This window comes from Pseudomonas sp. RAC1, assembly GCF_030658255.1.
In the GTDB taxonomy this organism is placed as follows: Bacteria; Pseudomonadota; Gammaproteobacteria; order Pseudomonadales; family Pseudomonadaceae; genus Aquipseudomonas; species Aquipseudomonas boreofloridensis.
In genome coordinates this window covers 15,997-39,746 of the sequence record NZ_JAUTXS020000036.1, presented here as the reverse complement: position 1 = coordinate 39,746, position 23,750 = coordinate 15,997, and the positions used below count along the sequence as shown (strand labels likewise).

23 protein-coding genes and 1 pseudogene are annotated in these 23,750 nt (G+C 58.4%); 16 read left to right on the top strand and 8 right to left on the bottom strand.

Annotated elements, in window-relative coordinates; translation table 11 throughout:
• The first annotated feature begins 243 nt into the window (after window positions 1-243).
• The 10 genes from Q7C30_RS15200 (at window position 244) to Q7C30_RS15155 (ending at window position 8,485) form a co-directional block, all read left to right on the top strand.
• The gene (locus Q7C30_RS15200) at window positions 244-984 is read left to right on the top strand and encodes a class I SAM-dependent methyltransferase (RefSeq protein WP_295484841.1); all 741 of its coding nucleotides are present in this window, start codon (window positions 244-246) and stop codon (window positions 982-984) included.
• A 32-nt stretch (window positions 985-1,016) separates the two neighbouring features.
• A complete protein-coding gene (locus Q7C30_RS15195; protein WP_116887785.1) occupies window positions 1,017-2,021 on the top strand; it encodes an SUMF1/EgtB/PvdO family nonheme iron enzyme in 1,005 nt (334 codons plus the stop codon).
• A 45-nt stretch (window positions 2,022-2,066) separates the two neighbouring features.
• On the top strand, window positions 2,067-2,678 hold the full coding sequence (gene ribA, locus Q7C30_RS15190; protein ID WP_317872001.1) for a GTP cyclohydrolase II: 612 nt from the start codon (window positions 2,067-2,069) through the stop codon (window positions 2,676-2,678).
• Between the two features lie 12 nt (window positions 2,679-2,690).
• Window positions 2,691-4,376 carry a WD40 repeat domain-containing protein gene (locus Q7C30_RS15185; protein ID WP_317872000.1) on the top strand — a complete coding sequence of 562 codons (1,686 nt, stop codon included), beginning with the start codon at window positions 2,691-2,693 and terminating at the stop codon, window positions 4,374-4,376.
• Between the two features lie 54 nt (window positions 4,377-4,430).
• On the top strand, window positions 4,431-5,537 hold the full coding sequence (ribD, locus tag Q7C30_RS15180) for a bifunctional diaminohydroxyphosphoribosylaminopyrimidine deaminase/5-amino-6-(5-phosphoribosylamino)uracil reductase RibD (protein ID WP_317871999.1): 1,107 nt from the start codon (window positions 4,431-4,433) through the stop codon (window positions 5,535-5,537).
• A gap of 16 nt (window positions 5,538-5,553) precedes the next feature.
• Window positions 5,554-6,003: a VOC family protein gene (locus Q7C30_RS15175; RefSeq protein ID WP_304484684.1), complete on the top strand. Its 450-nt coding sequence runs from the start codon at window positions 5,554-5,556 to the stop codon at window positions 6,001-6,003.
• Window positions 6,004-6,154: 151 nt separating this feature from the next.
• Entirely contained in the window at window positions 6,155-7,111 is a 957-nt protein-coding gene (locus Q7C30_RS15170) for a tetratricopeptide repeat protein (protein ID WP_317871998.1), read from the top strand.
• A gap of 133 nt (window positions 7,112-7,244) precedes the next feature.
• A complete protein-coding gene (locus Q7C30_RS15165) occupies window positions 7,245-7,373 on the top strand; it encodes a hypothetical protein (protein WP_317871997.1) in 129 nt (42 codons plus the stop codon).
• 162 nt (window positions 7,374-7,535) lie between these two features.
• The gene (locus Q7C30_RS15160; protein ID WP_317871996.1) at window positions 7,536-8,129 is read left to right on the top strand and encodes an N-acetyltransferase; all 594 of its coding nucleotides are present in this window, start codon (window positions 7,536-7,538) and stop codon (window positions 8,127-8,129) included.
• Window positions 8,126-8,485 (top strand): cupin domain-containing protein, encoded by a 360-nt coding sequence (locus Q7C30_RS15155; protein WP_029612351.1) that lies wholly within the window; start codon window positions 8,126-8,128, stop codon window positions 8,483-8,485. Before Q7C30_RS15160 ends, Q7C30_RS15155 begins: the two co-directional genes overlap by 4 nt.
• Window positions 8,486-8,564: 79 nt before the next feature.
• Here the strand turns inward: Q7C30_RS15155 and Q7C30_RS15150 are convergent, their stop codons facing one another.
• Window positions 8,565-9,437, bottom strand: a complete 873-nt coding sequence (locus tag Q7C30_RS15150; RefSeq protein WP_317871995.1) for an EamA family transporter — start codon at window positions 9,435-9,437, stop codon at window positions 8,565-8,567.
• Window positions 9,434-10,714 carry an MFS transporter gene (locus Q7C30_RS15145; protein WP_317871994.1) on the bottom strand — a complete coding sequence of 427 codons (1,281 nt, stop codon included), beginning with the start codon at window positions 10,712-10,714 and terminating at the stop codon, window positions 9,434-9,436. Before Q7C30_RS15145 ends, Q7C30_RS15150 begins: the two co-directional genes overlap by 4 nt.
• Window positions 10,715-10,852: 138 nt before the next feature.
• On the opposite strand from Q7C30_RS15145, the gene Q7C30_RS15140 reads away from it, so the two are divergent.
• Both Q7C30_RS15140 and Q7C30_RS15135 read left to right on the top strand, forming a co-directional pair.
• A complete protein-coding gene (locus Q7C30_RS15140; RefSeq protein ID WP_317871993.1) occupies window positions 10,853-11,308 on the top strand; it encodes a helix-turn-helix domain-containing protein in 456 nt (151 codons plus the stop codon).
• Window positions 11,309-11,636: 328 nt separating this feature from the next.
• On the top strand, window positions 11,637-12,944 hold the full coding sequence (locus tag Q7C30_RS15135) for an MFS transporter (protein WP_317871992.1): 1,308 nt from the start codon (window positions 11,637-11,639) through the stop codon (window positions 12,942-12,944).
• Window positions 12,945-13,021: 77 nt separating this feature from the next.
• On the opposite strand, the pseudogene Q7C30_RS15130 reads toward Q7C30_RS15135, so the two are convergent.
• Window positions 13,022-13,540 (bottom strand): annotated as a pseudogene (locus Q7C30_RS15130) (mechanosensitive ion channel family protein); the annotation flags it as partial.
• 482 nt (window positions 13,541-14,022) lie between these two features.
• Between Q7C30_RS15130 and Q7C30_RS15125 the strand changes: the two are divergent.
• A complete protein-coding gene (locus tag Q7C30_RS15125; RefSeq protein ID WP_317871991.1) occupies window positions 14,023-14,871 on the top strand; it encodes a hypothetical protein in 849 nt (282 codons plus the stop codon).
• Here Q7C30_RS15125 and Q7C30_RS15120 read toward each other — a convergent pair.
• Window positions 14,842-15,168, bottom strand: coding sequence for a hypothetical protein (locus Q7C30_RS15120; RefSeq protein ID WP_317871990.1), 327 nt, complete (start codon window positions 15,166-15,168; stop codon window positions 14,842-14,844). The genes Q7C30_RS15125 and Q7C30_RS15120 overlap by 30 nt on opposite strands.
• A gap of 235 nt (window positions 15,169-15,403) precedes the next feature.
• Here Q7C30_RS15120 and Q7C30_RS15115 point away from each other — a divergent pair, with 235 nt between their 5' ends.
• The gene (locus tag Q7C30_RS15115) at window positions 15,404-16,654 is read left to right on the top strand and encodes an RES family NAD+ phosphorylase (RefSeq protein WP_317871989.1); all 1,251 of its coding nucleotides are present in this window, start codon (window positions 15,404-15,406) and stop codon (window positions 16,652-16,654) included.
• A 260-nt stretch (window positions 16,655-16,914) separates the two neighbouring features.
• Here the strand turns inward: Q7C30_RS15115 and Q7C30_RS15110 are convergent, their stop codons facing one another.
• Both Q7C30_RS15110 and Q7C30_RS15105 read right to left on the bottom strand, forming a co-directional pair.
• Window positions 16,915-17,391 (bottom strand): hypothetical protein, encoded by a 477-nt coding sequence (locus Q7C30_RS15110; protein WP_317871988.1) that lies wholly within the window; start codon window positions 17,389-17,391, stop codon window positions 16,915-16,917.
• Window positions 17,388-17,660 (bottom strand): hypothetical protein, encoded by a 273-nt coding sequence (locus Q7C30_RS15105; RefSeq protein ID WP_317871987.1) that lies wholly within the window; start codon window positions 17,658-17,660, stop codon window positions 17,388-17,390. The genes Q7C30_RS15110 and Q7C30_RS15105 overlap by 4 nt, the downstream gene beginning before the upstream one ends.
• Before the next feature lie 207 nt (window positions 17,661-17,867).
• On the opposite strand from Q7C30_RS15105, the gene Q7C30_RS15100 reads away from it, so the two are divergent.
• Window positions 17,868-18,446 (top strand): DUF6037 family protein, encoded by a 579-nt coding sequence (locus Q7C30_RS15100; RefSeq protein WP_317871986.1) that lies wholly within the window; start codon window positions 17,868-17,870, stop codon window positions 18,444-18,446.
• 123 nt (window positions 18,447-18,569) lie between these two features.
• Window positions 18,570-19,394 (top strand): hypothetical protein, encoded by an 825-nt coding sequence (locus Q7C30_RS15095; protein WP_317871985.1) that lies wholly within the window; start codon window positions 18,570-18,572, stop codon window positions 19,392-19,394.
• A gap of 27 nt (window positions 19,395-19,421) precedes the next feature.
• Here the strand turns inward: Q7C30_RS15095 and Q7C30_RS15090 are convergent, their stop codons facing one another.
• Both Q7C30_RS15090 and Q7C30_RS15085 read right to left on the bottom strand, forming a co-directional pair.
• Entirely contained in the window at window positions 19,422-21,422 is a 2,001-nt protein-coding gene (locus tag Q7C30_RS15090; protein WP_317871984.1) for a UvrD-helicase domain-containing protein, read from the bottom strand.
• Window positions 21,419-23,584, bottom strand: a complete 2,166-nt coding sequence (locus Q7C30_RS15085) for an AAA family ATPase (protein WP_317871983.1) — start codon at window positions 23,582-23,584, stop codon at window positions 21,419-21,421. Before Q7C30_RS15085 ends, Q7C30_RS15090 begins: the two co-directional genes overlap by 4 nt.
• Window positions 23,585-23,750 lie beyond the last annotated feature (166 nt).

Genomic DNA, 23,750 nt, shown 5'->3' with positions numbered 1-23,750 from the left:
ACGTCAATGCGCCTGGCGCCTTCGTTCGAAGTGCGCCTTTTTTTATTCATAATCCTAAAGGAATAGGAACTTTCCAAGTGCGTTATTCGTCGCGCGAATAGTCTGGATGCGAACAAAGAATTGGCATTCGTGCCGCCTGCGGATAACCCTATTCGCGGCACTTATGGTTTTTATTGTCTTGCACAAGTGCTGGAACTAACAGGGTGCATAGAACACTGTTTTCCAACCACTAAGGAGAGTGAAATGACATTGGAAAGCGCCGAATACAATGTGATTGGCGGGCTGTTCGAGAGCTTTACCGATACCGCCGCCCAGCGCGAGGTGGAAGTTCGCACGATTCTTCATATGGTCGGGGACGTGCACGGCAAGTCGATCCTCGATGTGGCCTGCGGCTTCGGCTATTTCGGCCGTCAACTGCGCCAGCGCGGGGCGCGCAAGGTGGTCGGGGTGGACATCTCGCAAAAGATGATCGACCTCGCCAGGGAAGAGTCCGCGCGCACTGGCGACGACCTCGAATTCCATGTTCGCGATGCCTCGAAGATGGAAAAGCTCGGCAACTTCGACATGGTGGTAGCGGCGTGGCTGTTCAACTACGCCTCGTCCCTCGACGACTTGGAGAAGATGTTCAAGTGCGTCGCCGCCAATCTTTCGACCGGTGGCACTTTAGTGGCTTATACCGTGGAGCCTGACTTCGAACTGGGCCTGGGCAACTTCACGTCCTACGGCGTGAATGTCCGCACCGAAGAACCCTGGGGACCCGGTTATCGCCACCAGGCCGAGTTCGTTACCCAGCCGCCGAGTCCATTCACCTTTTATCGCTGGGGACGTGCCGACTATGAACGTGCGGCGAAGAACGCCGGGTTCAGTTCCTTGCGGTGGCAGAAGCCGCTGTTGCTCAAGGCGGACGAGCAAAAGTACACGCCCGGCTTCTGGGATGTGTTCAAAGACAACTGTTTGCAGACCGGGCTGGTGTGCACGCTGTAACGCGCGCCTATAACAAGAAACGGAGTAGCTCCATGGGACTCATGAGTTTTCATTCTCCCGAGACGTTGCGTCGAGCCAACCCACAGTTGTCGGATCGCGAATTGCTTGGCCTGCCAGCGTCCTTCACCCCCAACCGCACGCTGAACCTGTCGGCGGACAGTTTCGGCGCACTGGTTGCCGGTGGCGTGGCGCACTGGGTCGATTCGCTGGAAAGCCAGGACTGCGCGCTCGCCTATCGCTACACGGCCGGACAGATCCTCGCCAGTGTGGGCGATCCGCGCCTCAATCCGCTGGCCCCGAACATGGTGCTGGTGCCTGAAGCCACAGCGCAGATCGGCCTGGCCTGCGAACGGTTGCCGGCGGTGATGCAGTCGTTGGCCGACCTGAACCTGGACCCGGACTGGATCGCCAAGGAAACCCCTCGGCACGCGGTCGACTTGCCCGCCTACAAGATCGGTCGTTACCCGGTCACCAACCTGGAATACAAAGCGTTTCTGCTCGATTCCCAAGCGCCGCGTATCCCGACCGACTGGTTCCTCGGGCGCTACCCGCTCGAACGCGCCAACCATCCGGTGTCCGGCATCAGCGTCGAAGACGCGCAGTGCTACATCGAGTGGCTGTCGGCCAAGACCGGGCGCGCGTTTCATCTGCCCAGCGAAGCGCAATGGGAGTACGCCGCAGCAGGGCCGCAGGGCCTTCAGTACCCCTGGGGCGAAGACTTCCTGCCCGATCACGCCAACACCGCTGAACTCGGCGTGTTCACCACCACCCCGGTGGGTCTGTTCGCCAATGGCGCTTCGCCATTTGGCTGCCTGGACATGGCAGGCAACGTCGAAGAGTTCGTCGCCGATGACTACCACGCCTATCCCGGCGGTGCGGCCATCGAAGACGACCTGGTGACGGCCGTCGGCACCCATCGAGTCGCCCGCGGCGGCAGCTACTCGCGGTTTCGCGATCTGGCCCGCACCACCCGGCGCCATGGAAAGTTTCCAAGGGATATCTACGTCATGGGTTTTCGTCTCGCTGAAAGCGTGTAGTGACAAGGACCCGTCATGCAGTGTGATCAGAAGAGGGTTGCTCGTATGCCAATCTATAAAGTTAAAAATACCGTGGACATCCCCATCCTCCAGGGGGGCAAGGTCGGTAATTTCGTGTCCTTCGACGGGTTTTCGCCCAGCGAAGAACACATCGCCATCGTGGTCGGTGACGTCACCCAGCAGGCGCCGCTGGTGCGGATTCACTCCGAGTGCCTGACCGGCGATATTTTCGGTTCGCACCGCTGCGACTGCGGCGCGCAATTGAACGAAGCGCTCGAGCGCATGGCCGACGAAGGCGGCGTGCTGCTGTACCTGCGCCAGGAAGGACGCGGCATCGGCTTGTACGCCAAGCTCGATGCGTACCGCCTGCAGGACACCGGACTGGACACCTTCGAGGCCAATCGCCGCCTCGACCTGCCCGAGGATGGCCGCGACTTCGCCATCGCCGCCGGCATGCTGCGTGGCCTGGGCATCACCCGTTGCCGGCTGATGACCAACAACCCCGACAAGGTCGCCACCCTCAGAAAGCACGGCATCCAGGTGGACGAAGTGATTTCCACCGGCGTGTTCCTGACCGAGCACAACCGCCATTACCTGGCCGCGAAAATCGCCAAGAAGAACCACGACATCAATTTGGGTCTGGATCGTTCAGCTTAAGGAAAAGTTGCGATGAAACATTTTGCCCCCATCAGCGGCATCGCCAGTTTTGCCGAGCAATACGTTGCCACTGCCGGTTACGACAATCAGGTCATCCTCTGGGATGCGCCGCGTAAACAAGCCTTGCACCGGGTGTTTCACGATCACCTGGCCAATCAATGTGCCTTCAACGCCAGCGGTACGCGCCTGGTCACCGCCAGCAGCGACTACACCGCGCGCGTCTGGGAAGTGCCGTCGATGCGCCTGAAGGCGGCGCTGGTCGGTCACCGCGACGACGTCGAGATGGCCGCCTTCAACCTGGCCGGCGACCGCATCGCCACCTGCTCGCGGGATCACACCATTCGCCTGTTCGAGGCTGAAACCGGTGCCTGCCTGCGCACCCTCGAAGGCCACAGCGCCGACGTGATTTCCATCAGTTGGAGTGCCGACGGCCAGCAACTGGTATCCAGCAGCGACGACGGCACCATTCGCCGCTGGAACGTGCAGACCGGCGAGCAAGTGGAGCGCATCGACCTGGGCGGCGTGGAAACCGACACCATCGCCCTGGCCAGCGACGGCACCATCTTCGCCGGCGACGACGAAGGCCGCCTGACCGTCATCGACGCCAGCGGCACCACCCGCCTGCAGGCCCATGCCGCCGGGGTGAAACGTGTGGTGTGGGACCAGCGCAAGGGTTGGCTGATCAGCCTGAGCTACGACCGCTCGGTGGTACTGTGGCGCTACGAGGCTGGCACCCTGACGCGCCTGGCGCACAGTTCCCTGCCGAGCATCATCTGGCCGCGCAGTTGCGCGTTCCTGGGCGATGAGCGCATCGCCTTCGTCACCTTCGGCTCCACCTATGCGGTCTGGGATCACACGACCGACACCTGGGACCTGGAGGGCATCGACCACGCCATCAGCCTCAACGCGGTCTCCATTCACAACGGCCACACCTATACCATCGGCGATGCCGGCAAGCTGCTGATCGATGGTCAGCCCAGCACCTTGATCGGCAGCCTGTGCAACTTACTGCTGCCCTTCGGCGAGGAAATGCTCACCGGCGGGCAAATGGGGCAGGTCTATGACGCAGTGACTGGCCGGTTGATCCACCAGCATCGCTCGCCGCTCAATTGCGCCACGGCGTTCACCCGGCACGGCGTGGCCCACGCGGCGGTGGGCACCTACACCGGCGAGGCGCTGATCTTCAAACGCGATGCCCAGGGGCAGGCCGAATTCGTCTGCGAAGTGTCGATGCATGACAACGCCATCAAAGGCATTTCCGCCGACGAGGAATACCTGTTCAGCGTATGCGCCACGGCCGCTGCCGCCTTCCACCGGGTAGACGACTTCTCCCTGGCCCGGCATGTGGAACAGGCGCACGAGCGCATTTCCAATGGCTGCGCCACGGTGCAAGGCGGCTTCGCCAGCATCGGTCGCGACCTCAAGCTGCGTATCTGGTCCGGTGACGCCTCGCAGGTGTACGAGACGCCGCATGTGCACTCGGTCAAGTGCATCGCCGCTTCGGCCGACCAGCAGGTGATCGCCACCGGCAGCTATGGCGGCACCGTGGCGCTGTTCGACCTTCAGCAGCGACGCTGGACGCACCGGGTCAAGCCCACCACCAGCGGCATTTCCTGCATCACCTACTCCCCGCAGGACGGCCTGTTCCTGGCCAGTTCCTACGATGGGCAGTTGTACCCTATCTCCGTCAGCGCGTGATGCGCACCCGCGCCGGCCTGCACGGCGGCGCGGGTTTTTCCGTCTGGGGGCTTCATGACCGAACACGCGGATCACCGTTACATGCAGCAGGCGCTGGACCTGGCGCGGCGCGGCAGCTTCACCACCCGTCCCAACCCCATGGTCGGCTGCGTCATCGTCAAGGACGACGGGGTGGTGGGCGAGGGCTGGCACGTGCGCGCCGGCCAGGCGCATGCCGAAGTCCATGCCCTGCGCCATGCCGGCGCCAAGGCACAGGGCGCGACGGCCTACGTGACCCTGGAACCCTGCGCCCACCATGGCCGCACCCCGCCGTGCTACCAGGCGCTCATCGGCGCCGGCGTGGCGCGGGTGGTGGTGGCGTGCGAAGACCCGTTCCACAGGGTTGCGGGCCGAGGCATCGCCGGCCTGCGCGAGGCGGGCATCGACGTGCACGTCGGTGTGCTGCGCAGCCAAGCGCAGGCCCTGAACAAAGGCTTCATCAGCAGTGCACGGCGTGGCAGGCCATGGGTGACGCTCAAGCTGGGCATGAGCCTGGATGGCCGAACCGCCCTGGCCGATGGCCAATCGCAATGGATCACCGGCGCGGCCGCCCGCGCCGATGTGCATCGGCTGCGGCGCGAGCACTGCGCGATCCTGACCGGCATCGGCACGGTGCTGGCGGACGACCCCGCCCTCACGGTACGGCTCGATGACCCGCAAGCCTTCGTGCCGCCGTGGCGCGTGGTGCTGGACAGTGCCCTGCGCACGCCGCATACGGCCCAGCTGGTCGATGGCGCCGTGCCCACGTTTATTCTTCATGGTGTGACCGGTGGCCAGGCGCCCCGGGGCGCTGAAGGTATCCAGGTCGCCAGCCAAGGTGGGCGGCTGGACCTGCTCGATTGCCTCACCGCCCTGAACGACCGCGGCGTGCACAGCGTGCTGGTGGAGGCGGGCGCCACGCTGGCCGGTGCGTTGGTCCAGGAGGGCCTGGTGGACGACCTGGTGCTGTACGTGGCGCCGAAGCTGCTCGGCAGTGCGGCGCGGCCATTGCTGGTGGGCGATTTCGCCAGCTCGCTAACGGCACCGCCAGGGTTGCGTTTGGTGACGGCCGAGGCGGTGGGGGAGGATGTGAAAATCAACTGGCGTTCGCTGCGCTCCGAGTCGGAGTGCTTCGCGCCGTAGCGATCAGGAGGCAGTCATGTCGGTATCCATCAGCCATCTACGCATCGCCCGCCCGGTGTCCGATCTGCAGCGCGCGGTCGCGATGTACCGCGACGGGCTGGGGCTCGAAGTGCTGGGCGGTTTCGAGGATCACGCGGGGTTCGATGGCGTGATGCTGGGCGATCCCGCGCGGCATTGGCACCTGGAGTTCACCCATTGTCGGCGGCAGAAGGTCGAGCCCCGGCACACAGTGGAGGATTTGCTGGTGATCTATGTCGACGGGCTGGAGGCGTTCGAGGCGTTTTGCCTGCGATTGACCGGGAGTGGGTTCGAGCGCGTGGCGCCGTTCAATCCGTATTGGCGGGAGAATGGGGCGACCTTTGCCGATGGGGATGGGTATCGGGTGGTGGTGTCGCGGGTGGCGTGGCTGGCGCTCTTTTCATCCACCCGCGATGCTGCTGCGTCCGCTGCGCAGCCACACCGCTGATGCTCAGGGCACGCGCCAGTGCGTCATGCCGCTGCTACCTGGGTGTGGCTAGTAAGGCTCGAACCTGCCCAGCAGAGCCATTGCCTTGTTGGCTTCCATACACGCCTTTAGAATGGTCGGCCCTCTCAAGGCAGGAAATACCATGTGGTTCATGAGTAAAAAAACGCTCAGTGACGAGCAAGCGACTGCGCTCCATGAGCAGGCCTGGGCGGCGTTTCGCGAGCAGGATCTGGACACCGCGCAGGAGTGCTTCCAGACCCTTGCCAAGGCGTGTCCCGCCGACGCACGCTGGATGAATGGCGTTGGCGCGGTGAGCCTGGCACGTGACGATCGCGCCGATGCCCATCGACACTTCCAGATGGCCGCCGATCGTGATTATCCCGGCAGCCACTACAACCTCGGCATCATGGCCTACCAGGACGGTGATCACGACGTCGCCCGCCGACACTTCCAGAGGGCTGCCGAGCACAATTATCCGGGCAGCCACTACAACCTCGGCAGCATGGCCTTCCAGGAAGGTGATCACGACACCGCTCGCCAATACTTCCAGCAAGCCGCCGAGTACGATTGTCCCCGCAGCCACTTCTACCTTGGCAGCATGGCCCACCAGGATGGCGATCACGATGCCGCCGTCGAGCACCTCAACAACGCCGTGCGCCACGATCATCCTGAGGCGCTGAACCTGCTTGGCGACGTCCATCTGCATGCCGAGCGCTATCCGCAGGCTGAGCAGGCCTACCGGCGCGCGGCCGAGTTGGGCAATGTCGATGGCTACAACAATCTTGGCCTTCTTTACTTGCAGCTCGAAGACTATCAGCAGGCCAAGCAGGCGTTGTTGCAGGCCCTACAATCCGACCACGTCTACGCCCAGCACAACCTGGCTGTGGCCTATCACCGCCTGGGCGAGCTCGAGGAGGCCGAGCGCTGGTACCTGATCTCCTTCTCTCTGCACGGCAACCTGCAGTCGCTGGAGAATCTTGGGCATGTTTATGGCGACAGTGGGCGTGAGGTCGAGGGCCAGGCGCTGATCGCGGCCTCCGACAAGCTCTACGAGGATCAGCCTCTCAACGATTACGAGCAGGCGTTGATCGACCGGTTGCTGGCCTGAGCCTCAACGACTATTGAGACGCGCTGGGGTGCTGTAGCCATATAGGGTGACCTGAGCCTGCCGCCCGATCAGCAGATCAGCAAGATTGCCGTGCTGACACACCGATCTGTCGACACATCCGGCGAAGTACGCGATGCGCCACCGTATCCTGTACATCAGCATCGCCACTCAGTTCACCGAGCTGGCGTCGAAGTTGGCCGTGCATGTGGGCGGCTGCGCCCGCGCCGCCGGCCTGATAGAGGCCACGAACAAAAAAACCTGAGCCATCAGCCGATCACGTACCTCCGATCACCGACCAACGTCGCACGCCATACCGACAGTGTTCGCCCCGAGCATGATGCAAGCCGTTGAGCCCACCTATCCTGCCACCCCATCACAGGCGTAACTCCCGAAAACTCCCATCCGATCCCTGCGAGCACTGCACATGCCCATCGAATTCAGACCCGCTCAAGCCTCGGACGCACCCGATATCGCGCGTTTCTTTCAACTGACATCGGAGGGCATGGCCGACTACATCTGGAGCAAGCTCGCCGCGGCTGGAGAAACACTGCTGAGTGTGGGTGCGTCGCGCTATGCCAGGGAGCAAGGCGACTTCTCCTATAAAAACTGCTTGATGGCCACTTCCGAAGGGCGCGTCATCGGCATGATGCATAGCTATGCCCTGCATGAAATCCCTGACAGGCCTGTCGAAACAGACCCGGTGTTGGCGCCCTATGCCGACATGGAAATACCCGACACGTTGTACATATCCAGCTTGGCCCTGGATGTAGCCTGGCGCAGCCAGGGGTTGGGCGTTGAGTTTCTTCGCCACGCCCAACAGCGTGCCGAGGACACTGGCCTGAAGGGGCTATGCCTGATCGACTATGCAGAAAACCACGGCGCACGCCGCTTCTACGAGCGCCACGGTTTTCAGATCGTTAAAACCTGCCAGATCGTGCCGCACCCGATGCTGGGCGTAACCGGTGAGGCCTATTTGATGTATCGCCCCAACCACAACCTGATCGAGAACAAACCATGAACAAGACACTGACCGTGTTCCGCGAACTCGATATCCAGCCGGTGCGCGACCTTCCTTTTTTTGAAGAAGTCGTGGAAGGCGATCCTCATACACTGACGTCCAAGTACTATCACGACGAACAGCAAGGTCGCATTTCCGGGGAGTGGGAAGCCAGCACCGGTGCGTGGCGCATCGACTATAAGGTCTGGGAGTTCTGCCATGTCCTGAGTGGACGCTGCGTCATCGAACTCGAGGGTGGCGCCCCCGTCACACTGGCCGCTGGCGACACGTTCATCATCGAGCCGGGCGCCAAGGGCAAGTGGACCGTGCTGGAAGACATGAAAAAGAACTTCGTGATTCTCCTGCCCGCGAACTAGGCACGCGGCCGCTTTATCGAGCGCCACGCCTATCCAGTGTGTGGCGCTCGAGCCTTATTTGGCGTGCCGCAACAGCCTTCTACCTCAGCCCATCCACGATCCGCTTCCCATAAAGCCCAACCGCCAGCCCCGACACGATCAGCACCACCGCAACGATCTTGCTGAATGAAAGCGCCTCATCAAAGACCATCACCGAACCCACCATGCCGAACACCGGTACTAGAAGTGATAACGGTGCGATGGTCGAGACTGGGTAGCGCTTCATCAGAGAATTCCACACCCAGTAGCCGAACAGGGTATTGGGGTAGACCTGAAACAGAATGGATAGCACGGCGCTCGAGTCCAGGTGGGTGAGCAGGGCGCGATACCCGCGGGTGCCGTTCACCGCATAGTCGAGCGCGAACAGCGCAAGGGGAGAGAACGCGCTGGACCACACCAGAAACGCAAACACTTGGGTGGTCTGCGCTTTCTTGTTGATGACATTCGCCACGCTCCACGCCAACGCGCCCAGCAGCACCAGCGCCAGGCCTGTCATCGTCACGCTGCCGTCGACGATGGAGGCGATGCTGAGCAACCCGCACAGGGCGATGATCATTCCGGCCACCTGGTAGCGCGACACCTGTTCGTTGAAGACCTTGGCGCCCAGCACAAGGGTGAAAAACGCGCTGAACTGCAGTACCAGCGACGCGATGCCCGCCGACAGTCCCGACTGGATGCCTAGATTGACCATCCCCCACAAGCCAACGCCGAACACCAGTCCATACCCCACCAGGTAGCGCCAGGGCACATCGGGCTTGGGGATGAACAGGATGGCGGGAAGTGCGCAGAGGGTGAAGCGAAGGCCGGCCAGGATGAAGGGATCGACGCTGGCAAGTCCCAGCTTGATCACCGAGAAATTCAGACCCCAGATGGCGGTGATGGAGATGGCGAGCAGCAGGTGTCGGAATTTCATTGCGAGCGTCCTGGGCGGGCGGTTGAGCTGCGGACGGTCAAGCACCACAGGATCAACGCGGCAGCGCTGATCGTGGCGCCCAGCAGGCATACGGCAGGCCATCCCCAGTGCACGTAGACCTGGGTCGCCACGACCGCACCGAGTGCGCTGCCGATGGCGTAGAACAGCATGTAGGCGCCGACCATGCGGCTCTGGGCATCCGGTCGTGCGGCGAAAATCAAGCTCTGGTTGGTGACGTGGACGGCCTGGACAGCGAAGTCGAGCACCACCACGCCGCACACCAGGGCGATCAGCGAATGCTGGGCGAAACCGATGGGCAGCCAGGAAAGCGTCAGCAAGACCAGGGCGATAGCGCTGACCCGTTGGCCCAGGCCCCGATCTGCCCAGATGCCGGCCCGCCTGGCGGCCAATGCGCCAGCAACACCTGCCAAGCCGAACAGGCCGATGGATGTGTGGGACAAAGACAGCGGCGGGGCGCTCAGCGGTAGCACCATCGCCGTCCACAGAACAGAGAAGGCGGCGAAGATGAGCAGCGCCAGCAATCCCCGAATCTGCAATACCGGTTCGGTCAGTAGCAGCGTGAACACGGAGCGGAGCAGCGCACCATAGGTGCTCCCGCGTCGCTGCGGCGGGGCGTCGGGCAAGCACTTGGCCAGCACCAGGGTGAGTATCAGCATCAACCCCGAGGAGAGGCCGTAAACCGCGCGCCAGTCGGCCAGGTCAGCGATCAGCCCTGAGGTAAAGCGCGCCAGGAGAATCCCCAGCACGATGCCGCTGGTGACGGTGCCGACCGCCTGTCCGCGTTCTGACGGCGTCGCCAGCACGGCGGTATAGGCCATCAGCACTTGAGCGACCACCGCCATCAGACCGACGACCACCATGGCGCCCAGCAGCGTCAGCCAGGTCTGCGACGCGCCGACCGCCGCGAGCGCGAGGGCGCAGAGTGCTGTCTGGGTGAGTGCGAGCCGCTTGCGATCAACCCGATCGCCCAAAGGAACGAGCAGCAGCAGCCCCAGCGCATAGCCGACTTGCGTCATCGTGACCACGCTACCGATCAGCCCCGGTGCGACGTCCAGGCTTCGAGCCATCGAGGCGAGCAGGGGTTGGGCGAAGTAGACGTTGGCGACGGCCAAACCGCAGGTCACCGATAGCAGCAGCGTGAGGGAAGGGTGCAGGCCAGGGAGGTACTCGTTATGACGTTGATCGGTGCTTGATGGCAGCCGTGATGGGTGGGATTGCGGTGGTCGATCCTGAGGGGGCTTGAATTCGGCTGTCATAACGCCTTCCATCCGGGTAGTCTGGTTGCAAATTGAAACCGTTTGAAATCATGGTTTATTCCTGTTGCAAATTGCAACCAGATTTTTCTGGGACGAAGTCGCGTGATTTGAAAAGTCCCCTATTTCAGAAGGTGAGAAATGGCTGAGATAGCTTCGCCCGATCCTCGGGAATGCCCTGTCGCCCGGTCGCTCGAGGCGATTGGAGATCGCTGGTCGCTGATGATCGTTCGTGATGCGTTCGACGACGTGCGTCGGTTCAGCGAATTCCAGAAAAGCCTGGGCGTTGCCAAGAACATCCTGACATCGCGGCTCAAGGCATTGGTGGAAGTGGGGGTTTTCGACATCCGTCCGGCCTCGGACGGCAGTGCCTACAATGAGTACGTGCTGACGGAGAAAGGACGCGAGATCTTTCCGATTGTGGTCGCCCTGCGGCAGTGGGGCGAGCGGTTCGCGTTCGAGCCGCATGAGACACGGTCGGTGTTGCTGGATAACGCATCGGGCGAGCCGGTGATGACGATGGCGGTGCGCTCGGTGAGCGGAGAGGTGCTTGGGCCGGGGGATTGTCATCGGGTGAGGGTTGTCAGCGAGCCATGAACAGCGCATTCACAGTGGCCATAAAGCGACGCGCTTTGATAGAAGGCGCTCGGGTACCGTGTGCGACACGGATGGGTTGCATGTCAGTTCGCGGCCGTATCGGTCGGATGACGGATACGGATTTTTCTCATAACCTATGTTGTTTTTTTAAATTTACAGCGGATGGGTCGGTTCATAGACTCGTGCAGTCACTCTCGTGGTAAACAATCATCTCTTTTTAGAAAAAATGCGGTGAAGCGCAGTTCGATTTATTGCATGGGCAGCGTACGTGTCATGCGTTGGCTTCATAAGCGATATCAAGTTCAAACAATAAAAATTGGAGTCTTCAATGGGCATCTCAAGCGCAATTGCAGCACCTGGTCAGGAACGTCTCGATGAGTTGAAGCTCTATCGCCGCGTGGCCTGGCGGATCTTGCCCTTAACGGTGGTTTGTTATTTTTTCTCCTATTTTGATCGTATCAATATCAGTTTTGCAAAAGCTCAAATGCAGGCGGACTTAGGTCTCAGCGATGCGGCGTATGGTATTGCAGCAAGCATCTTCTTCGTCGGCTATGTGTTATTCGAAGTGCCTAGCACGATAGGCTTGAAAAAATATGGGGCCCCGAGCTGGATTTGCCGCATCATGATCTCGTGGGGTTTGGCGACAGCGGCGCTGATGTTTGCCTCGAGTGAGTATGTACTTTATTTCCTCAGGTTCTTGATTGGCGTCATGGAGGCTGGATTCGGTCCAGCGATTCTTTTCTACTTGGCGTGCTGGTTCCCGCGTAGAAAGATGGCTTCCATTAACGGACTGTTCTTCCTTTCCGGGCCGATTTCAGGTGCGCTCGGTGCTCCTGTCGCCGGTTTCATTCTCTCGCATATGAATGGCGTCATGGGTCTTGCTGGCTGGCATTGGCTCTTCTTGATGTCGGGTCTCCCTTGTGTATTGCTCGGCCTCGTCACCGTCTGGAAGCTGGATCGAGATATCAGCTCAGCCCGTTGGCTTGCTGCAGAGGAAAAAGCCTATCTTATTGATCAACTCGGCGATGCTAAAGCAGCGGCTAAGCCAGCGCATGGCTCTATTCTGAAAGTGCTCATGAGCTGGGAGGTTCTTGCACTTGGCTTGATTTATTTTGTTGTCAAGGTTTCAGCATACGGTATCAATTTCTGGATGCCAGATCTCATCCGCCGTTCTGGTGTTGAAGACTTGACGACGATCGGTTTGCTGACCGGGATCCCCTATGCATTCGCCTTTGTTGGAATGCTGATTGTGACACGATATTCTGATCGTAAGGGTAACCGTCGTACGCCACTATGGGTTTCCTTGACCGTTGCAAGTGTCGGTTATTTCCTGGCGTGTACCTATCCCGAATACCCCGTGTTATTCATGAGTGCGCTGATCTTGGCAACGGCGGGTTCGTTTGTTGCGATTCCTGTGTTCTGGGCTATTCCTCAGACTAAATTCAATGGCCTTGCTATTGCGGCTGCAATCGCGGCGATCAATTCCCTGGGGCAACTGAGTGGGATCGTGGCACCTTCTGCTATTGGCTTTATCAACGAACTGTCCGACAACAAGTATTTGGGTATGCTCAGTATTGCTCCTGTTTGTCTCGTCGGTGCACTTATCGTGTTGAAGGTTGTTCCTCGCAAAATTTGATCGATTCCAGCGCGGCACGTTATGTGTCGCGCTACTTGATCGATCGCGCGACCTCAGCGCCAATAGGGTTAGTGCTTTCAGGCCTCGCTCATCCGCTCGACCCGCGCCGCCAGCCCTGAGCGCATATCACTCCCGCTCGGCTGCTGATACACGCTCAACCCAAACTCCGGCAACACCGCCAGCAGGTAATCGAAGATATCCCCCTGAATCCGTTCGTAGTCGGCCCAGGCGGTGGTGCGGGTAAAGCAATACACCTCCAGTGGCACACCTTCGGCGCTGGTCTGCATCTGGCGGACCATGCAGGTCATGTTCGGGTGCACGTCGGGGTGGTTCTTCAGGTAGGCGAGGGCGAAGGCGCGGAAGGTGCCGATGTTGGTGAGCTTGCGGCGGTTGGCGGCTAGCTCTTCGACCAGGCCCTGGGCCTCGTTCCAGTCGTGCAACTCCTTGCGCTTGGTGGCCAGGTAGTCGCCCAGCAGGCGCACGCCGGACAGGCGCTGTTCTTCCTGCACGGTGAGAAAGCGCACGCCAGTGGCGTCGATGAACAGGCTGCGCTTGATGCGGCGCCCGCCCGACTGCTGCATGCCGCGGTATTATCTCTCCTACCGAAATCCTACTAATCCCCGACTCCCCACTACTCCCTCACCCCAAAACCCCCTTAAATCCCCCTCCCTCAGATACATTCCCAGGCCTCGCCCAGCAGTGCTAAGTCTGGAAAAACATCCAATCCATCCATACTACCTACTGTCTACTACCAGCTGTTTCCTTCGTTGGCCAGCCTCTCAGGGCCCTGAGCGCTCAGAACCCCGTGCTCGGTTCACCGTGCAAGCGCAACCCCCTCGGAGGCCACCACTCAATATTCCCCACTCGCAACACACGACCTAAAACGCTCGCCAATACAGTGTGCCCCCAGCCTCCATCCACAGGGTTGCCACCTGAATGCCATGCCGCCATGATGCCCCTCAACGCTCGACCGCTCTAAACCGGTGCTTGCAACCCAGAGAGTAATCCGGCAACCCAAACAGCCCCGACGCTGCCCTCAGAGCAGCCTCTGAGCCCGAAACGCGTTAAGGAAAACCGCTTGAACGTATTCAGCACCAAGACGAGCCCGAAATCGGCTATCACCCTCACCCAAAAGAAGTACAACGAAAAAACGCGAAGGTCTGCTCCCTACGTCATCAATGATGGTCAAAAAATTCACTCTTACGCGCTGTGTCCTGCCTGTCAGAATCCTGTAACCCTTGTTAACAGGAACGTTCCCACCACCGATTCCCAAGTTTTGTATGCAAGGCATTCTGGGAAGTCTGTGCCGGGAGTGGCAGACCATAATCAGGATGCATACGAAGATTGTCCCCTGCACAACCCTGAGAGATTTGATAGCAAGACTCTTCGTAAGAGTGCAACCAAGAACGATGAGATTCTGAACGCGTTGCGGAATCATCTGCATCTGGTGATAAATGTTCTCGAAAAAACAACGGGAATGAAGTTTACAGATGCGTTGGTGGCAGGGCTGCTTAAGGACTTCAAATCTAATGACGGTCATAAGTACAGGGCGATTACGCTGTATAATTTGCCATTTGGTTTTGCTTATATGACAGAGGGGCGGGATGCCTTTGGTTGCAAGGTTAGTGAGAAGGTTGCTAGTAATATAAATAGAAACTCTATTGGTTTCGAAGTCGATAGATTCATGTTTGTAAGGCGAAAGGAGGGGGTGAGACGCAGGAAAATTAATTTGTACTTTGATAATCATCGAGTTGGTAATGAAGATTGTGGGAGCGACCTAGTCGACCTTGTACTGGTGGAGATTGATCTGGCCACTGACACTTCCAAAGTTCTGCACCAGCACACGCTGGATTTCGATTCAGGACTCTTTTTCAATACCTATCATCGAAGCGAGCGCCTACGCGTCCTGGCTCACGAGCATCTGTAAAGCCGAGCCGATTGGTCTTTTGAGAATTTCTTCAATTTCGTCAGCGCTGATGGGAATGTCTTGCAACTCTTCCTCTACCGACTCGGCGAAAACCTCCGGTACCTGGCGACCAATCGCGTGATAGGCGAACTGATTGACGAGATCCAGAAAGCCCTCTGGCTCCTTGAAGGGGGAGAGGGCTTTGGAGAGGCTCATCGATGATGAGCTGAGACGCTTCAAGTGGTCGATCTCCACCAGAGCGGTCAGGATGAGATTGTCGCGGTAGCCCGTGAACGGGTTGTTCTGAAGAAATTTCATGATTGGCTCGTTTGTTGTTTTTATAGATGGCCTGTATCAGCGTGGGCCGGTTCGATCAACGTCCCATACTTTATCCTGCAGCGGGAGCGTGACTAGGCGCAACTGCTATGGCTGCATGCGTTACCCAGATCAAGCGGGTTCGCTCACGAACAGTTGGTGGCAAACGCATCTTCGGCGATCATGGCCACCCTCTGAAGCGCTTGGCATTCCGTCGCAGCGGTGGGGAAAAGGACTTATGAGGAACCATATGGCTTCTAGCGCTCATCACGAGCAGGTCTGCTACAAATGTGTTCACGATGCTTACCTGGGCCGCCAGATCCGGCGTAATGGAAAATCCACCGTCTGTAGTCTGTGCAACGCCACTAGAAAATGCATCCCCTTGTCCAATGTCGTAGCCCAGGTTGAGGGGATCCTTGATGCCTACGTCATTGAGGGCGAATACTTTCGTCGCTTTGCTGATTGGGGTGACAGTCAGGAAGGGGACAGCCTCGATACTTGGGTCAGCGCGATCTTCGACTGTGATAACGTCGAGCTGATCGTGGAGGCCGTATGCGATCGCCTAGACAGCTACAGTCTGGACACCAACTATTCCAAGCGGATTTACAGACTGGACGACATCGGCCACCAGTGGTTCGAATTCCAGGAAGGGATGAAGCACGGGCAACGGTTCTTCAACAACAGCGCCAAGACGTTCTTGGACTGGATCTTCAAAGATCTGTACAAGTACTCGGCTTCCTCCGATGAAGAGGCAGTTGTGCGCTTGCTCACCCCGGAGGACGCCCCACCTATCTACCGGGCTCGCACCTGTATGACCTCAACGGACATTAACGGGATTACGGCCAATCCGGGGCGCAATCTGGGTGCTCCACCGAAGGAAAGGGCTGGGGATGGGAGGATGAACCCTGCGGGCGTCCCGGCATTCTATGGCGCATTTGAACGCGAAACGTGCATTGCCGAATTGCGCCCCCCAGTCGGTGGCACCGTCGTTAGCGGCGAGTTCAGGTTGAACAGGATGGTGAGGGTTTTGGATTTCGGGCGGTTCGAGACGGCAGATCTTGGCCCGGCGCCGAGCTTCTTCGATCCGAAGCATCACGCCAAGACCGGACGCCGGGAACTCCTGAAATACCTGCACAACGAGATCACCGTCCCCGTGCTGCCGGGGGCTGAACGTGACTACCTGATCACGCAGGTCATCGCGGAATACCTGGCAACCCACTGCAAGCCCCGGATCGATGGGGTGATCTTCAAATCGGTGCAACAGAGTGCTGGGAGTAACATTGTGCTGTTCTCGCACGTGGCATGCGCTGCTGAAGCGTCCTGGGGGCGATTACAGGATCGCTACGGCATTGAGATGTCTAAAGGGCCTGGTATCGAGTATGTCAGCGGCAGTCTTGTCCATCACGCTATCCGCGAGGTCAAGTATCAAGTCGATGATGAGCCTTTGCAGGAAGGCAAGCCGACGTTTGTCCTAGAGTCCGACTTCTAAGCGGCATGCTCCAACCAGAGTGCCTCGGTCGTGCAAACCTTGGCCTTAATTGGGATGGTATGCAGAGAGGGGCAGGCCGAAGTAATACGGTCATTGGCTATTTTTCTACCCTATTGACCTTTCCATCATGATGGGCTCTTGATCAAGGAGCTCATTACATGGAAATGACCTGGCTGAAGCTGCTCCACCCGGCGCATGATTTTTATAGGTAGCGCCATGCAGCAGTTTTTGATGAGGACAGCCGCCCGGTGCCAATTTCTTCACAAGGTAGCCCACAACTCCTTCGCCGCCCTGCCAGTCCGCCCATCGTCCCACTCTAGCTTTACCAAGTGCTTTGACTTTGTACCCAAATGAACGGCTGCGATTAGGTCAACCGCCTGGTGCACGTCGAGCAGTTGAAGCGGGAACTTGCTCTCAATGTCGCTTTCTGGGATTACTTCATTGCCTTCGGGAAAGTCAATCGTTACGTGTCGCGCAGGGGCTTTGCCTTTGTTAAAGACCCTTAATTTGTATTTGCTATTGCCCAGCTTCAGGAATGTCGCCCCTAGGTCGGCCTGCTTGTCCAGCTCTACACCTGCAGCCTCTTTGCTCAGGAGCAGCTCATTCAGTTGCGCTTGGCTCTTGATGACCTCTTGCTGCCGGTTGTTGAACTGAACGGTTTTGAAGGTGGCGTACACGGAAAAAAACAGAGCCAGGGTGGCGATGATGTCTCCGGACTCGAAGGTGACGTTGATCATTTGAGCTTGAACCCTTTACTGCCCTTGAACGCTGTTTGAAGACGCTTACGCAAATCGTCGGCCACAGCCTTCGAGATCTCTTTCTTGATCTCTCCAAGATGCTCCTGGATGTTCTCTTCGTTTTCTCGGCGCAGATCTTCCCTGCCGATCACGCGGTCGCAACCAGTGCAAGTTACGCTGAGACTCTCGGGTGACTCGCTTTTGAACGTCGTGCCAGCACAGGTCGGGCAGTGGAGGGAGATCGTGCGGGAGTGCTTGTCCAAATTCATGCCATAGCCTCTGTGAAGTCGTTTCGTTCAGATTAGCCCACCATGAGGGAGCTTTCAGTGACTGAGGGTTGTTCGGGGTACAGGCTTACTGCCTGAATTGCGATGGCAGGCAGAGGGGCTGCAGGCCGACGCGCTATGGCTCTGGCCGCTTGTCCATCCTGGCCGACCTCTCCATCATCATGGGCTCTCAATCAAGGAGCTCATCACATGGAAATGACCTCGCTGAAGCTGCTCCACCGCAGCATGATTACGATTGGCAGTGACATGCAGCAATTCCTGGTGAGAACGGGGGCGGCGAGTTTCGACTGCCTCTTCTCCACGCGCGACACACCCTTCGTTCTGACGCTCACTGCCCGAGGCAAGACCCGAGGCTTCTTCCGGTTCGACGTCCTTGCAGGCTATCGGATTCGTGATTACCTGGGTGATATGTACGGCGGTCTCTTGGAGGTTCTCAAGGAGGATGGCTCTAGTGGCCAACGCCTGATACCCAAGGAATTTCTGGCGCAACTCAACGATGCCATTCCGACGCAGGCTACGGAAAAGGGGCATCCAAAGCCTTCAGAAATTGTGCGCTTGCGCCCCGACATCGTTGAGGACAGAGAAAAGCCTTACTTCAATTGCTGGTCATATTGGACTCAAGGTCAGAAACCCAGTGCGGAGAACCAGAAGAAAACTTTACTTCTGCTTGGGCCAGATGCCTTGCGCCACAGCCAGGAGCGCAGCGCCTCCTCTCGTTGGAGCTCAACCGACACGGGCGGATCATGGACTAAAGATCTTTCAAAATAGCCAGCCAAACTGCGGGGCGTTGAGCAGGTACCTATTGATGATGGAAAGAATTTCCAATAGGTACCGAGCGCTTTCGCTTGAGGCGATAGCCTATGCGGACTTTATCCAATCAGGTATACCCGAGTGTCTAACGTACCCACTGAAGCTGTTCAACACTGCGAAACCCTTCTGCGCGAGATGATGGAAAGCTTCCGGGCCAGCGATATCTGGCCCAACGTCCAAAGCATCATAGAAAGCGTGCTTAAGCGCCGTATCGAGCTCCTGGACGTTTATGAGGAGGTTTATGCCTCTCTGTCCCAGAAGCACCGCGCCCTCTACATGTTCTGGGACGTCTTCGTCCATGCGGCTGACGGCTGGAACCCTGAGAAGAACCGAGCAGCACGGCAGGCTCGGGAAGATTTGATCAGCGTTAACACACAAATCAGCGAGCTCGCTGATCAGCTGGCCGCACTGCTCGATCGCCGCGATGACCTTCACAACTACTCGGGGTTTAGCTCCAACACCCAATCCCAGATCCTGGATATCGTGCACGAGGCCTCGGAGCACAATGGTCTCTACGAAAGCTATGCGAAGGAAGACGTTGAGCGTCTGCAGTATCAATACGAGCCGAAGTATTGGCCCAGCCTAAGTGAGGTGATTCAGGCTATCGGTAGCGATGCCGAAATGGCAGAAGTGACTGCCAACGACCCAGCTACCGAAGCTGCGACTGCAAGCCGTAAATCGGGCCGTTCAGATTTTGTGAGAGCGTTTCTGGCTCGTATCGATGACAACCGCGTGCGCGAGTGTGGCTTCATACCCAACAGCTTCGCGCTCTCTGACGGCAGCTTGGCTTCGCTTGTGAACTGTGGACTTGGGTTAGCTGTGGACGAGCTGGTGGACGCTGATTTCATCAAGCGTTTTCGTCAGCGTGAGCGTCAGGTCAAGAAGGCTGAATCAACATCAGCGTGACCTGTTCAGTGCGACGAGGTCAGCTGCCTACAGATGCTGGATATCCCAGCCCTGCTCGCGAAGCAGCACGCAATTGGCTTCGAACTCTTCTCCGTCACCGAGCGTGCGCCTGCTGATGGCCAGGCACAGCAGGTGCGTCGGGCGGGTCATCGCCACATACATGGCAAGCAAGCGCTGGACGATTCTCTTACGCGGCCTGGTACCGCCGTGGCTTTTTTGCCCAGCAAGCCAAGGTAGCAGGCTGTCGATGAAGTGTTCGTGACTGTAGGTTTCGAGCACGAGCGTCGCAGTATGGGTCTGCCCCTTACTCGAATGGATGGAACCGAGCTTGATGTCCAGGACACCCTGATCTTGAGAGCTTCGGAAGGTATTCGCTGCAAGCTGGACAGCACCCTCCTGCAGAGCTTCTGCGTTCTCCGGCACCCAAGCGAGGTAGTCATGAGCTGCCTCGGGCTGTTCATCCACTCCAGCAAGGACTGATGCCAAAGCCCAGAAGCGCTGAGCGAAGGATGCCCAGCTCTCGGCGCTGATGGTACTCGGAGCGAATAGCAGCTCTACCGCTAGCTGTTGATAGCTAGCCAAGTCGCTCAGGTCGACGAGCAACTGTTGAACCTGGACATGCTGTCGACTTCCCACTTTGATTTTGGTGGTGAGATTGGAGAGGTTCACCAGGTGGAGGAGGCCTTTCGCGATCTCTTCGACGCTGTGGTGAGCAGTCTCGCTTTTGGCGAGATTACGCTTGGCGTGGCGAACGCGCTCAATCAATGTTGGTGGCCGGTACGCAACTAGACCTGCGCTGCGATCATAACCCTCCCAGTAATGCCCGACCGTCTTTGGGTAATGCGTTTGGTCAGTGTCGTCGGGGTCGATATCTTTGTGGGTATAACCAAGCGCCGTGACTATGGCCTTGTCATGCAGGGAAATGGGGATCTGCTGGAAAGCCAGACGAGCATAGGCATCCAGTACGCGACTACAGTCATCATCAGGGAACACAAAAACGGTGTGGCGGAGCGCCCCTTCCACTCCGACGTTGCGACGCCCTGTAAGCCTGCCTGCTACTGCATGGAGGGCAAAGGGATGTGCCAGCATCGCAATCGACTCATCGAAGCGAAAGCTGGTGGATATGTCGACTCCTCGACTTCGATCTGGAAAGTCACTGCCATTGGTTTGGGCGTCCGACTCAAATATTGCCTGATTGGAATCGCCTACACGCGTTACACATATCCCCGCGTTGTCGCGGGGAAAAATGGCGCCGAGATACTCGTTCTGCATCGCCGAGGTATCCTGCATTTCGTCGATGAACACGCATGGAAAACGGTGCCTCAGCCCCTCGGCCACGCTTGGCCGCGCGGCAAGCTGAGCACTGCCCAGCACGAAGATTTCGTCGTAACAGAAGTAACCGCGCTTGGCCGTGTCAACGACTGCCTTGGCCATGATTTGGTAGCTCTGGGTATCTGGCCCGCTCGGAAGCTTGCCTTTGGCGACCTTGATGCGAGGGTCAGTAAAATCGGCATTGGCTAGGCGCAGGAGTGAGGTGTCGAAGTTTCTATGGGCCAGGAAATTGCGTAGAAATCTTTTGTCGTCCTCTGACAAAGACCTGTAACGCATCCGGTGGGTCAACTCATCGTCGATCGCGGTGAAACGGTATTGCGCGGAGAGGAGCCAGGGTGTGGCGAGGAAACGTCTGACGAAGCCATGAATTGTGTCGATGTAGTGGGGGTAATTCAGCAGTCGCCTGCCAACCTCGGTGTCACCCAGGCGCTGTTCGATTTCATGGCGGGCGACGTTGGTGTGAGATAGCACGCAGATGCCACGTGTGCGGCTTTTCCATTTGCGGGCAAGCATCGCAAGCTTGGCAACTACCAGAGTGGTTTTACCGCTTCCCGGACATGCCGACACGTCTAGTGTTTCCCGCGACCGAAGAAATGCCAGGCGCTGCTCGTCCAAGCCTTCCAGCTTCATAAGGCCCGAGACCCATTCGATGTCCTCGTCGGTGATTTCGGGCACCAGTTCGCTGAGCGTGGTCATGGAGTTTGTCTCAGCGCTTGCTGCTGCGAGGTTTGGTGCTGGGGTATCTCCAAACGCGAGGTTACGTATGTGATTGCCTCAACAAGGTAGCGGGGAAGCCGCTCCTTCAAGCCCTCTGGGCTCACTACTACTCTCTGAAAGCGCTGCTCCAAAATGTCTACGAGGTACTGAGCCGTGATCGCCTTGGAGGCTATCTTGCGGTGGAATAGGTCATAGATGGTCGAGCATATTTGCTCAGCAGGCATACCCGAGTTTTGAAGGCCCTCATACTCGATGATGGCTAGTTTGATCACCTCATCGTGGGTTTCCCGAACAGCATGAATGGCATCGTCCTTCGCAGCCAACCGGGCGGCGACCAGAAGCTCACGTGCCATGCCACTAAAGGCCAGGTCGTACTCCAGTGTCCATTGTCCCGCCACGAACGTTTGTACGTTCTGTTCGTCGTTCGCTTTGCGCGAGCCTCTCCACTCAGCCAACCGTTGAAGCCGGGTTTCCTCATCAGCGCCGAAGTCGCGCATCGCTCGCCACTTCCTCCGGCCAGCCCCCCATTTGGGGTCATCATCATTTTCTACCAAACCCAGAATCTGTGGTGCGCAGTCCGGCATGACGTCCATGTCTGAGATGCAGGCGACAGGAATTCTGAGAGTACCTTTCTCTGGGTGCGCGCGTTGCAGGATCCGGGCATATCGTCCCAGGCCAACGCCACCGACGTTCACTATCGAGACGCCATGGCGGGTCAGGTCTCGTCCGAGTAGCTTTGCCAGTGCCGGCAACAGGATGGCTTCAGCATCGCCCTCGACGACGAGGAGGCCCCGTGCGAAAAACAAATTCGCCTTGGTCACGTCCAAGAAGCGGGCGAGAAATCGATAATCGCCTTCATCCAGCTTCGTGTGTTGTTTGCCGAGCGAGTAGGCTTTGCGACCGTGCATGAGCACTAAATTGTCCAGAGCAATCTTGGAGCTGAGGTTGGGAGAATGGGTTGTGAGGATGACTTGAACGGGCCGCGCTTCCCTTTCCTGGCTGACTTCATTTGCAGTCGATCCATCTGCATCAGACGAGTCTGCTGATGTAGCTTCGGAGCCTTCGCTCCATGGCAGTGGCTCTTCCTCTCGCTCATCTGCTGACGTCGGTTGGATGGCTCTGGGTGGCACTGGTGTGGGTGTCGCCGCAGCAGTCAAAAACTCCATCAAACGCAGTTGTCGCTGTGGATGAAGATGGGCCTCGGGCTCTTCGATAAGCAGTAACGGCAGTCCGTCAGGCTCCTTGCCGAGCAGTAGTAGCTCACAGGCCATGAACAGCAGATTGTTGGAGCCTAGACCGTACTCCCCACGAGCCTCATGTGACCCTTGATCGAGCAGGCTCAATTCCATGCGCTCTAGGATCTGTCTTAGCCGAGCCGACTCTGAGCTCCCCTCAACGAAGTTGATACGTCCATGTAGCTCATCACCGTCTAGCGAGAGGTGGGACAGGTAGTTGTCGTTGACCGAGTCTTGGGCTGCAGCCACGCCAGGATGCTTGTTCACTAAATGCCGTAGATACCCAGCCAACCCGGCGAGGCTCAGTGACTCAGGGCTTGCAAGCGGCTGTTCGACATCGAAGCCACTTCCATCCTTGATGCTGGGGAAATTTCTGAGCACTTGTGAGAGGCGCGATCCTCGCCCTGGAGACATTTCCCGTGTGGCATCGCGAAGGGGGCGCAGGTATGCAGCAGCTAGCAGTTGGCGGACGTTGGTGTCGATGCTTGGGCCACCGCCGTTATGACCACTGCGTACAGCAATATCAACCCATCGACGCGCCAGGACGTCGTCCGACAGTCTTCGCGCAGTCCAGTGAACATAAACGACCGCAGCAGTACCGTTGAACGTGACGTACTCCGACAGCGCGCCCTGATCCGCGACAGACAAATCTGCAAACTTGGCCACGATCGTTATTTGGCTCGCCTGAGCTCCCTCCACAGGGAAGTGGAAGTCCTCGGGTTGCAAGCGTACGTACTCTCCATCACGTGTCTGGAGGACGAATCGCAGGGCATCGATGACCGATGATTTACCCGCGTCGTTCTCACCTACCAGCGCAGTAACGCCCTTGTTGAACTCAATGAAAAGGCCATTCGACTCGGCGCCGAATTGACGGAAATTCTGAACCTTGAGTGCTGACAAATACATCCGTGTGTTCCTGTCACATAGGCTTACGGGGCAGTAGGCCGGTCGGCGAATAGTACTGGAAACCGTGCAGGCCGTTTTCCTGTCGCTGAAACCCCAGCGGATACCTTGCAAATCCGCCGCTGTCTCGATAGTCTCTGAGCTGCGCAAGGTAGGCGTACCTCACCCG

Coding starts and splice junctions, on each gene's coding strand:
- Q7C30_RS15160 (WP_317871996.1), top strand. CDS start 7,536: ATGCCCATCGAATTCAGACCCGCTCAAGCCTCGGACGCACCCGATATC.
- Q7C30_RS15110 (WP_317871988.1), bottom strand. CDS start 17,391: ATGATCAACGTCACCTTCGAGTCCGGAGACATCATCGCCACCCTGGCT.
- Q7C30_RS15140 (WP_317871993.1), top strand. CDS start 10,853: ATGGCTGAGATAGCTTCGCCCGATCCTCGGGAATGCCCTGTCGCCCGG.
- Q7C30_RS15105 (WP_317871987.1), bottom strand. CDS start 17,660: ATGAATTTGGACAAGCACTCCCGCACGATCTCCCTCCACTGCCCGACC.
- ribA (WP_317872001.1), top strand. CDS start 2,067: ATGCCAATCTATAAAGTTAAAAATACCGTGGACATCCCCATCCTCCAG.
- Q7C30_RS15175 (WP_304484684.1), top strand. CDS start 5,554: ATGTCGGTATCCATCAGCCATCTACGCATCGCCCGCCCGGTGTCCGAT.
- Q7C30_RS15100 (WP_317871986.1), top strand. CDS start 17,868: ATGGAAATGACCTCGCTGAAGCTGCTCCACCGCAGCATGATTACGATT.
- Q7C30_RS15150 (WP_317871995.1), bottom strand. CDS start 9,437: ATGAAATTCCGACACCTGCTGCTCGCCATCTCCATCACCGCCATCTGG.
- Q7C30_RS15185 (WP_317872000.1), top strand. CDS start 2,691: ATGAAACATTTTGCCCCCATCAGCGGCATCGCCAGTTTTGCCGAGCAA.
- ribD (WP_317871999.1), top strand. CDS start 4,431: ATGACCGAACACGCGGATCACCGTTACATGCAGCAGGCGCTGGACCTG.
- Q7C30_RS15135 (WP_317871992.1), top strand. CDS start 11,637: ATGGGCATCTCAAGCGCAATTGCAGCACCTGGTCAGGAACGTCTCGAT.
- Q7C30_RS15120 (WP_317871990.1), bottom strand. CDS start 15,168: ATGAAATTTCTTCAGAACAACCCGTTCACGGGCTACCGCGACAATCTC.
- Q7C30_RS15145 (WP_317871994.1), bottom strand. CDS start 10,714: ATGACAGCCGAATTCAAGCCCCCTCAGGATCGACCACCGCAATCCCAC.
- Q7C30_RS15195 (WP_116887785.1), top strand. CDS start 1,017: ATGGGACTCATGAGTTTTCATTCTCCCGAGACGTTGCGTCGAGCCAAC.
- Q7C30_RS15115 (WP_317871989.1), top strand. CDS start 15,404: ATGAGGAACCATATGGCTTCTAGCGCTCATCACGAGCAGGTCTGCTAC.
- Q7C30_RS15155 (WP_029612351.1), top strand. CDS start 8,126: ATGAACAAGACACTGACCGTGTTCCGCGAACTCGATATCCAGCCGGTG.
- Q7C30_RS15200 (WP_295484841.1), top strand. CDS start 244: ATGACATTGGAAAGCGCCGAATACAATGTGATTGGCGGGCTGTTCGAG.
- Q7C30_RS15165 (WP_317871997.1), top strand. CDS start 7,245: ATGCGCCACCGTATCCTGTACATCAGCATCGCCACTCAGTTCACCGAG.
- Q7C30_RS15090 (WP_317871984.1), bottom strand. CDS start 21,422: ATGACCACGCTCAGCGAACTGGTGCCCGAAATCACCGACGAGGACATC.
- Q7C30_RS15085 (WP_317871983.1), bottom strand. CDS start 23,584: ATGTATTTGTCAGCACTCAAGGTTCAGAATTTCCGTCAATTCGGCGCC.
- Q7C30_RS15170 (WP_317871998.1), top strand. CDS start 6,155: ATGAGTAAAAAAACGCTCAGTGACGAGCAAGCGACTGCGCTCCATGAG.